This is a genomic window from Psychromonas saccharinae (assembly GCF_051201515.1).
GTDB lineage: Bacteria > Pseudomonadota > Gammaproteobacteria > Enterobacterales > Psychromonadaceae > Psychromonas.
This window is the reverse complement of sequence record NZ_CP195153.1, coordinates 4,250,805-4,263,658: the sequence shown is the minus strand read 5'-3', so window position 1 is coordinate 4,263,658 and position 12,854 is coordinate 4,250,805. Positions and strand designations below refer to the sequence as shown.

Annotated in this window: 11 protein-coding genes; 6 read left to right on the top strand and 5 right to left on the bottom strand. The window is 39.2% G+C overall.

The features are described 5' to 3' along the window. Window positions 1-2: 2 nt before the first annotated feature. The 5 genes from uraH to ACR30L_RS19005 all read right to left on the bottom strand — a co-directional run bounded on the left by uraH (window position 3) and on the right by ACR30L_RS19005 (window position 6,063). On the bottom strand, window positions 3-365 hold the full coding sequence (uraH, locus tag ACR30L_RS19025) for a hydroxyisourate hydrolase (protein ID WP_435235805.1): 363 nt from the start codon (window positions 363-365) through the stop codon (window positions 3-5). After that, a complete protein-coding gene (gene uraD, locus ACR30L_RS19020; protein ID WP_435235804.1) occupies window positions 362-862 on the bottom strand; it encodes a 2-oxo-4-hydroxy-4-carboxy-5-ureidoimidazoline decarboxylase in 501 nt (166 codons plus the stop codon). The genes uraH and uraD overlap by 4 nt, the downstream gene beginning before the upstream one ends. A gap of 11 nt (window positions 863-873) precedes the next feature. After that, window positions 874-3,207 (bottom strand): xanthine dehydrogenase molybdopterin binding subunit, encoded by a 2,334-nt coding sequence (gene xdhB / locus ACR30L_RS19015; protein ID WP_435235803.1) that lies wholly within the window; start codon window positions 3,205-3,207, stop codon window positions 874-876. Then, window positions 3,194-4,702: a xanthine dehydrogenase small subunit gene (gene xdhA / locus ACR30L_RS19010; protein ID WP_435235802.1), complete on the bottom strand. Its 1,509-nt coding sequence runs from the start codon at window positions 4,700-4,702 to the stop codon at window positions 3,194-3,196. The genes xdhB and xdhA overlap by 14 nt, the downstream gene beginning before the upstream one ends. 488 nt (window positions 4,703-5,190) lie before the next feature. Continuing rightward, entirely contained in the window at window positions 5,191-6,063 is an 873-nt protein-coding gene (locus ACR30L_RS19005; protein ID WP_435235801.1) for a MurR/RpiR family transcriptional regulator, read from the bottom strand. Between the two features lie 142 nt (window positions 6,064-6,205). Here ACR30L_RS19005 and ACR30L_RS19000 point away from each other — a divergent pair, with 142 nt between their 5' ends. The 6 genes from ACR30L_RS19000 to ACR30L_RS18975 all read left to right on the top strand — a co-directional run bounded on the left by ACR30L_RS19000 (window position 6,206) and on the right by ACR30L_RS18975 (window position 12,849). Further along, window positions 6,206-7,468 carry a M20 family metallo-hydrolase gene (locus tag ACR30L_RS19000; RefSeq protein WP_435235800.1) on the top strand — a complete coding sequence of 421 codons (1,263 nt, stop codon included), beginning with the start codon at window positions 6,206-6,208 and terminating at the stop codon, window positions 7,466-7,468. Further along, window positions 7,461-8,390 carry an N-carbamoyl-D-amino-acid hydrolase gene (locus tag ACR30L_RS18995; RefSeq protein WP_435235799.1) on the top strand — a complete coding sequence of 310 codons (930 nt, stop codon included), beginning with the start codon at window positions 7,461-7,463 and terminating at the stop codon, window positions 8,388-8,390. The genes ACR30L_RS19000 and ACR30L_RS18995 overlap by 8 nt, the downstream gene beginning before the upstream one ends. Window positions 8,391-8,804: 414 nt before the next feature. Continuing rightward, window positions 8,805-9,929 carry a carbohydrate porin gene (locus tag ACR30L_RS18990; RefSeq protein ID WP_435235798.1) on the top strand — a complete coding sequence of 375 codons (1,125 nt, stop codon included), beginning with the start codon at window positions 8,805-8,807 and terminating at the stop codon, window positions 9,927-9,929. A gap of 93 nt (window positions 9,930-10,022) precedes the next feature. Then, complete coding sequence (locus ACR30L_RS18985) at window positions 10,023-10,901, top strand: MalM family protein (protein ID WP_435235797.1); 879 nt, start codon at window positions 10,023-10,025, stop codon at window positions 10,899-10,901. A 290-nt stretch (window positions 10,902-11,191) separates the two neighbouring features. Next, complete coding sequence (locus tag ACR30L_RS18980; protein ID WP_435235796.1) at window positions 11,192-11,674, top strand: hypothetical protein; 483 nt, start codon at window positions 11,192-11,194, stop codon at window positions 11,672-11,674. A 155-nt stretch (window positions 11,675-11,829) separates the two neighbouring features. After that, on the top strand, window positions 11,830-12,849 hold the full coding sequence (locus ACR30L_RS18975; protein WP_435235795.1) for a LacI family DNA-binding transcriptional regulator: 1,020 nt from the start codon (window positions 11,830-11,832) through the stop codon (window positions 12,847-12,849). The last annotated feature ends 5 nt before the right edge of the window (window positions 12,850-12,854 follow it).

Here is a 12,854-nt window from a genome sequence, read left to right as displayed (position 1 = left end):
TTCTAGCTGCCTCGGTAAGTGGAATAGCCAAAGGCTGATAGTAATAATGGAATATGGTGGTGACGAGTATCTTGCAATCTGAATACGATTTCAGCGCTTGGGTAGAAGGCTGGTGTTGGATGACTCTGCCAATAAGCGTCTAAATCAAAAGCCACTTTATAGGTAGAAAATAGTTGTTCAGGAGCAAGGTCTGTGTACCAACTATCGTCATTCCATTCAGAAATTCTTCCGTCTTTGTTGGTTTTCCCCGACGCGAGTAATTGCCAATTATTGTCAATCAATTTGAATAAACTGATTGGTACATCGGCGGCAGGCGTACCGGTTGATGTATCTAAAATATGGGTAGTAATAGGGTTGTGGCTCATAATAATTTCTCCAGACGGTTGGCGGTTATTTTTGCTTGTTCGCCAGCTGCGATAGTTAATTCTATATCGCGACTATTATCGATGCGCGCTTTTAACAGTGCTAACATTTGTTCTGCACTTTTACCGCTCGCAAAGACAATAAAGATAAAACCAAATTTTGCTAAGTAGGCTTTATTTAACCTAAACATTTCTTCAATAACAGGTGTTTCTGCTGCGGACATCCCTGATTGCTCGTGTCCTGCTGTGCCAGATGTATTTGCGTATTTATCCTGTAAAGTACTTAAATCGCCAATTTGAGGGTGTCCTTCAAAGGCCGCTAGATAGTCTGCTTCTGCTAATGATTGCCAAATGCTTTCTGCTTGAGAAAGTACATCTTGATGGGAGTCAAAAGGACGGGCCGAAACCATTTTTTCAACCCAATTAGGCGCACAACAACAGCTTTCAAATAATTGATAAGCCTGCTTATTATCAACGCTGTTTAATTCTTCTAAACTCATTAAACTTCCTTTTATTTAGTGTTTGTTGAGGCAAATTGCTTTGCTTCTGTCACGGCGGCTAATACGCGCTCGGGTGTCGCTGGCGTATCAAGTTGCGGCGAGAATTTATAATCGGTTATGCTGGCAATGGCATCTCGCATGGCAGCCCAAACGCTTGAGCTTAACATAAACGGGGGTTCGCCAACCGCTTTTGAGCGGAATACCGTGGTTTCTGGATTCGCTGAATCATATAAATTTACATTAAATTCCGTCGGCATGTCACCAATGGCTGGAATTTTATAATTAGCAGGGCCGAAACTAGCCAAGCGTCCACCATCATCCCATTTTAGGTCTTCCGTTGTTAACCATCCCATTCCTTGAATAAAGCCACCTTCAATTTGGCCTATATCAATAGCAGGGTTTAATGAATCTCCGACGTCATGCAGGATATCGACACGGGTAACGGTATTTTCACCGGTTAATGTATCAATTTCAACTTCACTTAATGCCACTCCATGAGCAAAATAGAAGAATGGTTTTCCTTCCGATTTAGTGCGGTCATAGTGAATTTTTGGTGTTGCGTAGTAACCCGTCGATGACAGTGAAATTCGATTTACGTAGGCTAATGAAATTAATTCAGGGAAACTCATTTCACCTTTGCCATAGCGAATTACATTATCAGAAAAAGTTATCTGTGCTGAATCGACATCAAAATGATGGCTAATAAAGTTAATCAGTCGTGTTTTAATCGTATTCGCAGCATTTAACGCGGCCATACCATTTAAGTCTGTTCCACTTGATGCAGCGGTTGGTGAGGTATTCGGTACTTTATCGGTATTGGTTGCAGTAATACGGACTTTATCTAAATCAAGTGCAAAGGTCTGGGCAACAATTTGCGCTATTTTTGTATTTAGCCCTTGGCCCATTTCTGTTCCGCCATGGTTAACTTGAATAGAACCATCGGAATACACATTAACCAGTGCACCTGCCTGATTAAGGTGTTGAACCGTGAAGGAAATACCAAACTTCACGGGGGTCATTGATAGTCCTTTTTTGATAAAAGGCGATGTTTGATTGAAAGTCGTTATTGCGTCTCGACGTTGCCAATATTGTCCCTCTTGTTCAAGCTTTTCAATCATATCTTTGATGATATGTTGTTCAACTTTTTGTTTATAAGGTGTGATATCGCGTCCGGGACGATATAAATTGGCTTTGCGGATGGTTAAAGGATCTTGACCAAGATGACGCGCAATATCATCCATGATCATTTCTGCCATAATCATGCCTTGAGGCCCGCCAAAACCACGAAATGCGGTGTGACTCATCGTATTGGTTTTACAGCGATTACCAACAATTTTAGCGGTTGGATAAAAGTAGCTATTATCAACGTGAAACATTGCACGATCGACAATCGCATCGGATAAATCAGGTGAAAAACCACAGTATCCATTTACTTCGATATCAACACCGTCAATAACGCCGTCATCATTGAAACCCACTTGATATTTATTATAAAAAGGATGGCGTTTACCAGTTAAGCGGAAGTCATCGCTACGTGCTAATCGAACTTTAACGGGAAAACCAGTATGGTGTGCCCCCAGCGCTGCGAGGCATGCCCAAGGTGCGGCTTGAGTTTCTTTACCGCCAAATGCACCACCCATACGACGCATTTCAACGGTAACCACATTAAAAGGTTGGTTTAATACCTTTGCGACCAAATGCTGAACTTCACTTGGATGTTGAGTGGAACATTGAATAAACATGCCCCCGTCTTCATTGGGTTGTGCAATGGCAACTTGGCCTTCTAAGTAAAAGTGCTCTTGGCCACCGATAGATAATTCACCGGAAATTACATGTTCCGATTGTGCAATTGCCTGCGGAGCATCGCCTTTAATCATACTATGAGGCGGTCTAACCCAATGTTGTTTTGCGATAGCATCGTGAATATCGAGCACTGCGGGTGTTTCTTCACATTCAATAGTAACTAATCGTGCTGCTTTACGTGCGACTTTATAGGAATCGGCAATGACCAATAAAACAGGTTGGTTATGATAAAAAATTTCATCACCTGCTAACAACGGATCGCCAGAAAATACGGGACCAATATCTTTCTTACCAGGAATATCATCACTGCTTAATATGACCTTAACGCCTTCAAGCGCTAGTGCCGCAGATTTATCAATCGATAATATTTTCCCACAGGTAATAGGAGCAACCACAGGGTATCCATATAAGCTATTGTTTAACTCAAGGTAATCATCAATGTAATCGGCCGTACCACAAACCTGTTTAATAGCACTTTCATGGAAAACTGACTTTCCGATGGTGTCAGTGTTATTTTTATTCGGAAGTTTAAAGTGCCGCATGTTGTATCCTTACCGCTGCAGGGTCATTAATTGGTTCATTTATTTTAATTGGATTGGGTTGGCAGAATTCATAACCAATGCGTTGAAGCAGGTTTTGAGCAACCGTGGTACGGTAAAATGCACTGGCTCGAACATCGCTCATTGGCGTGTAGTCTTGATCGACACATTGACCCGCCGCAATAAAGGTAGCGAGACTGAATTGGCTGTTTTCAAGGAAGTTTTCAATATTTTTAGCACGTGTTGGCATTGCACTCATGCCGCCCATTGAACAGCGTACATTGGTCATGGTATCTCCCTCTGTTTCGATGGCAACGATCAATGCAACGGTAGAGATATCGTCTTCTAAACGTTTTGATACTTTATGGCAAGCTAACTTAGTAGTCGCTTTACGTTTGGGAATAATAATCGTGCTAATGACTTCGTTATCTTTTAATACTGTTTGTTTGTAGCCGGTAAAGAAATCTTCAATATTAATGGTACGAGATGCTGTATTTGTTTGTAAAACAAGTTGTGCATTTAAGGCAATTAATAACGGTGCAGGATCGCCAATTGGAGATGCATTTCCCAAGCTGCCACCCAATGTTCCGCTATTACGGACTTGTGTTGAACCTAAGCGTTCAAATAATTCCTTTGATTCTGGGTAATGTTCGCAAAAGGCAGGCATAAATTGACTGTAGGGTAGGGCTGCACCAATCTCGAAGGTGGTTTTTGTTTCCGTAAAATAACAAAGCTCTTTAACCTGAGCGACGGAAATTAAATGTTTGAATTCAAGTAGCTGTTGACTTATCTCGATGGAAAGGTCCGTTGCCCCTGCAATTAATTTACCGCTTGGATAAGATTGTTTTAGTGCGAGTAATGCTGATAAATGTTGGGGAACGTAAAAGTGAGTGTCTTGCAGCATCAGACTTGGACATTCATCACCGACATCGTTTATTTGTTGTTTAAATTGCGCTGCAAGGGTTGACCAAGCTTCTTGTTTGCGAGGATATTCATAGCACTTTTGCGCTGCTTCAATAATAGGAGCATAACCTGTACAACGACAAAGATTACCACTCAGTGCATGAATAACTGCTTTTTTACCTGGGTATTCAACATTGTTAATATACAATGCAAGCAAGCTCATAATAAACCCTGGCGTACAAAAGCCACACTGTGAACCATGGCACTCGACCATGGCACGTTGTACCGGATGTAAATCTTCCAAAGTAGGTGATAATTTGGGGGTCAGTGCATCAAGGGTAATAATATGTTTACCATGTGCATTACCGAGTAACATTAAACAACTATTCACGGTCTGGTAATGCCAGCGACTGTTATTATTTTTATCGATGACTTCACTGCCCAACAGAATAGTACAAGCTCCACAGTCACCTGTTCCACAGCCTTCTTTGCTACTGGTTATCCCTTTTTTGGTGCGTAACCAATCGAGAATGTTTAAGTCTGGTGCTTCCTGGTCAACAATAACCGCCTGCTCATTTAATAGAAAATGAATCACTTTACTTCCCCTTTTTCCCTTAACTTGCTTGAAATTAGGGACTTTATCTATGTATTTGTATGAAAGGTTTATTAACGTAATGCGAACAATAAATTAACGTTAATGACACCATTTACTAAAATATTGCAAACATCATACCAAACTTGACTGGTTAGTCAGGAACTTTTTTGATCAACGAATGGCGGTTAGCTTTCAGTTGCTAATTAATTGTCTAGCCGTTGTTGTGTGGTTGTCATCATTTGTGCTGCGCGCTTAGCATGGCGAGTTGTGAAGGAAAGGTTTGTGGTTAGTCGTGAGTTTTTCGGTGCGCATAGCACACCTTACCCATATTTATTATGAGTTTAGCGTGGCGAGTTATGAATGGAAATGAACTGTTAACGCTAAGCTTTCAGTAGAAGCAGTAGTATTGTGGTTAGGGTTTTGATTTTAACTGATCGCTGACAGCTAACCGCTATCTTTCAACTGAACGGATCGTTAACTGCTAAAAATCATTTCCCGCTTAATTCCCCAAACTGCTCATGTATCGTTTCAATGGCACGAAGGCGCGATAATGCATCGGGGCTTTCTGCAAATAAATGACTAATTAATAAACTTAATATACTCATAACGCTCGTGTAGGAATCTAAGGTGGACGTGCTGTGTACAATACAATTTAATTTCCAAGTTGCGTGTTTTTCAATGGTTGCCGCCGTTGGATCGGCGATTAACGCAATCGGGGTTTGTTGTTGATTAGCAAGTTCGACGATATTTTCAATAATGGGGGTTCTTCTACGTAATGCAAATACGATTAACAGATCATCTTGATTAATATCGAATAACTCCTCTGCAATAGCTTGATTTGCACCAGGATGAAGGGTGACGTCAGTACGTAAAAGAGAAAGTTGGCGATGTAAATATTCTGCAAAAAAACGATTATTACGATAACCAATAATGCGAATACGTTTTTTACCGATAATAGCCTTCACTAAGGAACGCAATGTTGAAACATCAATACCTTCAAGAGTGCGCTGCAAATTCGCTTGTTCACGATTAAGGTGATCGCTAATTATTTGGCTTTGAGAGGTCTTGCTATCCGAGGTACGTAAACTGCTATTTTGATAAACTGGCGTCCCCCATTGTTTAGCTTCCCTCGCTTGGCGGCGGGCATCATTGAAGTCCTTATAACCTAGTCGACTAAAAAAACGAGTTGCCGCTGCTCTTGAGGTTTTTGCTAATTCGCATAATTCAGTCGCAGAATAATCGGTAATATTCCCAGGAAAAGAGAGTAAAAGATCTGCTAATCGTTTTTCCGAAGGGGGCACACTTTCATAATGCGCGCGAATTCTCGTATCTAATAAGTCCTGTTCATTAACGTTACTCAATTTACTCTCCCAATAACATGATAAATAATTATCGTAATTATTATAACTGAAAATTAATTATCAAAAAAGAGTTGAAATTGTGATAATTAAATTTTAGTATCGAAGTTGTTGGTAATTTATTTTCAGTTTGGCGGAGAGTGATATGACAGAAGTGACACTATCGATTAATGCAGCGCGTTTACAATCGCGTTTATTGCAATTAGGTGAAGTCGGCGCGTTGGTGGGGGGCGGTGTTTCACGTCTGGCACTCAGTGACGATGATAAATTAGGTCGAGACTTAGTCGTTAGTTGGATGAAGGGATTAGATCTAGATATTGCTATTGACCCAATTGGTAATGTGGTTGCAACATTAAAAGGGTCACAGGATCTTCCCTGTATTATGATGGGGTCGCATATTGATACCGTATCAACGGGTGGGTTATACGATGGTAATCTTGGTGTATTGGCTGGTTTAGAAGTGATTGAAACGCTTATTGAATCTAACCTTACCCCGGTTCATCCGGTTTCCGTTGGCTTTTTTACCAATGAAGAAGGATCTCGGTTTGCACCTGATATGCTGGGGAGTGCTGTTTATGCACAGACCCTTGATTTACAAACAGCACTTAAAATAAAAGCCATTGATGGTCCGACGCTCGAAGATGAACTTCAGCGAATTGGTTACCAAGGTACAGCTCAATTTCCCGATATTAGTAAACAAGTCGGTGCATATTTCGAGTTGCACGTTGAGCAGGGCCCCGTCCTTGATGAGCAAAATATAGAAATTGGGGTTGTCGAAGGTGTTCAGGGGATTTCGTGGCATGAATATACGGTCACTGGCATTTCTAATCACGCTGGAACAACACCCATGCAATACCGCAATGATGCAGGGTTAGTTGCTGCAAAAATCAATGTTTTTATTAATGAGCTTGCCGATTCAATGGCACCTGATCAACATGCGACGGTCGGCGCATTAGAGATAAAACCTAATCTCATCAATGTTATTCCTAATTTTGCTAAATTCACCGTTGATTTAAGAAATCGAAGCGAGATTGAGTTACAAAAAGCAGAATCTGCATTAAGCGATTATATTGATAAATTGATTAAAAAACACGGTGTTGAAATAAGTAAAAGAAAGCTAGCGCGTTTTGAACCGGTGAATTTTAATCCATCACTTATTAATGGCATTGAGGCGGTTGCAAAAGCGAATAAATTATCAACTACTAGAATGTTTTCTGGTGCAGGGCACGATGCCCAAATGTTTGCACCTCACTGTCCAACCACCATGATATTTGTGCCTAGCTATAAAGGGATTAGCCACAATATCGACGAATACACGAGTCCTGAACAGGTTGCTAACGGAGCGAATGTTTTGCTTCAAACTGTCAGTGAACTTGCCTATCAGAAAAGGAGTTTACCGCATGTCTAGAAAATTAACCGTTGGCGTTGCCCAGCTCGGGCCGATTGCCCGTCAAGAATCGCGCAATGAAGTGGTGGTTCGTTTAATCGAATTAATGACACAAGCACATAAGAAAGGGTGTAAGTTTGTGGTATTTCCTGAGCTTGCATTGACTACGTTTTTTCCTCGTTGGTTTATAGAAGATAAGCAGGAGCTTGACGCTTTTTATGAAACCGAAATGCCCAGTGCAGAAACACAACCACTATTCGATAAAGCAGCTGAATTAGGGATTGGTTTTTATATCGGTTATGCAGAATTAACCCAAGATGAACAGGGTAATGAACGTCGCTTCAATACATCTATTTTGGTGGACGATAAAGGTAAGATAACGGCAAAATACCGTAAAATTCACTTGCCTGGTCACAAGGAAAATGAAGCATGGCGACCTTTCCAACATCTTGAAAAGCGTTACTTTGAACCGGGGGATTTAGGTTTTGGCAGTTGGGATTTCATGGGCGGCAAAGTTGGTATGGCGTTATGTAATGATCGTCGTTGGCCTGAAACTTACCGAGTGATGGCATTACAAGGGGCAGAGATGATTGTATTAGGTTACAACACACCCATGCATTATCCACCCGTGCCACAACACGATCATTTACAGGGATTCCATAACCATGTGGTCATGCAATCATCGGCTTATCAAAATGGTTGTTGGGTGATTGCGGCAGCAAAAGCGGGTAAAGAAGAAGATTGTGATTTATTAGGGGATAGTTGCATTATTGCGCCAACGGGGCAAATCGTTGCCCAAGCCGTGACATTGGACGATGAGTTAATTGTGGCTGATTGTGATTTTGAAATGACCCGAGAAATTAAAGAAAATATTTTCAACTTTGATTTACATCGGATACCTAAAGAGTATGAAATTATTAGCCGTCCAATAGATAAAAAATAACCCTTATTTACAGCTGAGAAGGCATGTTTTTCTTAGCTGTAAAATGTAATTTATGGTTAAACTCAACCTCGATAGCGGCTTTTTCTATTCGTTACACTTCATTATTTAGCAATTAAAGTGTGAAAGTTTTCATTATTATGAAACGTTTCATAAACACACGCTTATTTCATAAAAAAACAAACAAAAAATATGTGATTTATCGCTAAATACCCATGAAACAAATTGCAAGAGAGCAGTTTATAAATATGAAATTTAATTATATTTTATTGATTTAAATATATATTTTTATTTTATGTTGAATTTCCAGTTTCACCGCATATAAATCATAAATCAGTTGTGATGCTCTTCAATATTTTCATAAATTTCATTGGCTATCATTTTTATAAAATTAAACGCAAACAAAAAGGAAATACTATGAAAATGTTGAATAGTCTACCATTAGCCTGCGCACTGGCATCCGGAATGGCAATACCACAATTTGCATTAGCTGATGACGCTTTCGAGTTTCATGGTTATGCGCGTTACGGTATACAGTATGAAGAAGATACAAATACACGCATTCAAGCGGTGGGTGAAACCGGTGATGGAGCGGGTCGTCTCGGTAATGAAGGTGACGGTGGTGAATTTAAATTTGTGAAAAATTTTGAGGGTGATAATGGCACCCAATTCGACCTTGGTATTATGATTGAGCATTGGGATGCCGAAAACGGAGACATGGGGTTGAAGCAGTTTTATGCTGGTGGAACGAATTTATTTGCATCTCAACCTAACGCGTATTTCTGGGCGGGACGAGCTTTCCATAACCGTATTCAACAGGGCATAAACGATTATTATTTCTCATGGGCCGATGGTCAAGGTATAGGTGTTAAAGGTTTAGAATTATCACCAAGTGTGACAACAGAGCTTGGTATTGTTGAGCAATCTAGTCTTTCCTCTTCCACTAATTTTGCCTTTACATCGATTACCAATTTTAAAATATCTGATAGCGTCAATATGGATGTGGTTGCCGATTACGGTTTTACAAACAATGACTCCGATGATGAAAACGCAACACTTATTGGTACACGTATCAATATCGGCGATCATAAAGTTTACCTACGTTATTCAGATAATACAGAGAACGATGTGCTTAACAGTTGGAACCGAAGAGAAGGGCAATCGTCATTGCTTGCTACCGTCGAAGGGAGTTTTAAATTATCTGAAAATACAGGTCTTGAATATAATACAACAGTGCAAGATATTGATTCAGATATCGAAACCGATGAACGTCTTGCATATAATATTATTTTGCGCCCAACACATCAGTGGAATGCTATTCATTCTACATGGGTTGAAGTAGGGTATTCTGTGGTTGATTTTAAAGATGAGCAAGAAAACAATGATGCTTGGAAAGTCACATTATCGCAAAATATTGCCGTAGGTGGATTTGCTTGGTCTCGTCCGATGTTACGTTTTTATGTGACTGCGGGTGAAGAAACAAATTATGGTGTGACTGAAAATCCAGTGATTCTTGGCGGTATGTTTGAAGCTTGGTGGTAAACACAACTTCTTAACTCGTTAATATTTGTGTTGTTAATCACAACAATAAAACAGCAGTCATTTGATTGCTGTTTTGCCTTAGAGGATAGAATATTGAAAAAATTAGTGTTTATATTACTTGCAGGTTTACAGGTTGCTTGCTCATCATCAATGGACTCTGTTCAAACATCCACCAAGCCCTATTCTGAAGGGGCAGCACTCACCGAACACTTAAGGTCACCCAATGTAAAAATAGTATCCTTCGAACAGGTGGACTTTCAAAAGCTATCTTTGGATCATAAAAACCGGATCGATATTACCGATGAATCGCCTATTATGAGGTTTGCCGAAGGGAACTCTTATGTTGCTGCATTATTATTACCTGATAATGTAAGCCATTATACCTTTCATTTAGAAAGTCCTGCTAATTCAACGGTTTTTGTACCTAGTGTGGTCTTTTTAGATATACACAATCAACCTGTTTTGAAGATCAACGATGCACAATTTACAGAGAATGACACTTTTGTATTTAACGAGATTCTTAGTAAAGAGCAAACAGCGTTAATTCGTTATGCATTAATTTATAGTAAAAATAGTGATTTAGATGGGAAAACTGCGATGCGAGATGTAGCACGTGAGTACGAACTACAAAAAGGTAAAACACTGTCTGAAGCCTCTTACCCTATTCCTTATGCTAGACACTCTCCGACAGGTAAACTGGACGTGAGCCTTGAACAAGTCTTTTATTATGCTGAAAAACCAATACATAAAATACCAGTACAGGCGACGGAAAAAGTCAAAGAAGTCAGTGAGATAGTGGTTGACGATACCCCGGTTATATTAAGTGACACCGAGCAATTCTATCTAGACCAAATTAGTAAGGCGATTAAAGAAAAAGACTATGACCGTGCAATAAAATTAGTCCAAGAAGCGGAAAGAGCAGGCTCCACAAAGGCACGTTCCTATTATGATAGGGAAATGGATGGGTTGTAATAGTCGTGCAGATTTAATACTTTTAAGCCAAATTGATATAATTAATGGCTGAGAATGACATTTTATATTGGCTCATTTCTTAATTAATAGCGCAAGTTTTAGGTAGATAATAAAATTAACAATTGGCTATCTATATAGTATATTTTCCGGTAGCTCTTTGCGAAGTAATTTTTTGATGTTTTAGGGAGAATCAAAGCAATAGAAAAGCTTGCGTTGCAACAGGCTCTTTCGCATTCTAGTAGCCCCAAAGAGTATAAATTCTGGCGTGCAATTGAGAAGGGGTGTCGCCCATGAAAATAAAAAATATTTTATTGTTTGTTGTTTTTACTTTCCCAATTACAGCTCTTGCTCAAGATGATCTTATTTTTAATAAACTTCAAAGTGCGATTAGTAATTACTCCGCAAAAATTGATGAATGTAATATTTTACGCAATAAAAACAACTTAGAATCCATCGATATCGAAGAAATCAAAGATATTGTTAAGAAAAATCCTAGTGTTTTAAGTTATCTAAGCGAAAAAGCATATAACAATTGTTTACAACCAGAAAGAGGCTTGTTGGCAGAAGTAATTCTTTACTCGACAACAGAAAATAAAAATAATCAGGCATTTGTTTTGGGAGAATCAACAAGAAAGGTTTCTTTTCATCCAGATTTTAATGATGAAATTATTTTTAATAAATTAACTAAAAAAGAGCAATTAAAATTATTATCAATCACTAATTTAGAAACCCCATTTGATGCTCTAGAGCTGATGGATCGAATTATTGAGTAATCATATATTAGCATTTAGCTATAAAGTCTCATTCAGCCATAGAGATGACAGTCATTTTATGTGAATGAGACTCAGTCTCACGATTATTCCAAGATTAAATATAAAAAATCATATAATATTTGGGATCAAACCTTAATTATTATGGATATTTTTGTATGAAAAATAAGGAAAAAGCGACGGTTTATCATGTCGCAAAATTAGCGGGTGTTTCACCTAGCACTGTTTCTCGTTTTCTAAACCGTACAACATTTGTCTCTAATAGCAAACGCCTTCGTATTGAAAGTGCCATAAAATCAACTGGTTATAAACCTAAATTTGGTATGCAACAGGATGATAATCGCCGTTCTATGACGATCGGGGCAATTATTCAGCATCCAGATAGTCCCTACACCTGCACCATTGTTAATGATCTAGAGAAAACTTTAATAAAAAAAGGGTACTCTCTGATTATGGCGTCCGGCCATTGGCAGCGAAAATTATGTACGCATGCGCTTGAATATCTTATAAAAAGTAATGTCGATGGCATTATCATTATTACTGGGAGTTTGGATACCGAGGTTATTCTTAATACATCACAAAAAATGCCGATTGTTACCGTTGGCTATGATGTAAAAGGCGATAATATTTGTTCGCTTAATTTAGATAATGTGATGGGCGGCTATATTGCGACTCGCCACCTGTTACAGTTAGGGCATCAAAATATTGCACATATTAAAGGAATAACCGGACAACCCGATACGTTAGCCCGTTTCGAAGGTTATAAAAAAGCACATGCAGAATTCGATCTTAAAATTAATCCGAAGCTCCTTAAACAGGGCGACTTTAGTATGGATGTCGGCTATGAAAAAACCATTGAGTTGATCGATGCGAATATTTATTTTTCAGCTATCTTTGCTGCCAATGATCTGACTGCCTATGGCGCAATCAAAGCATTAACTGACCGTGGTTTACGTGTTCCTGAAGATGTATCGGTAATCGGATTTGATGATTTGCCGACGTCAAAATACTTCACGCCTGCGCTAACCACGTTACGACAACCAATAGAAGAAATAGGCACATTATGCGCCTATTCCATTCATAACTCGGTTGTTAATGGTGATTATAAAGCAAAAATGCCTCCAATTGATTTAGTGGTTAGACAGTCTACGATGTCTCGTTTTAACACTGATAATTAGCTCCG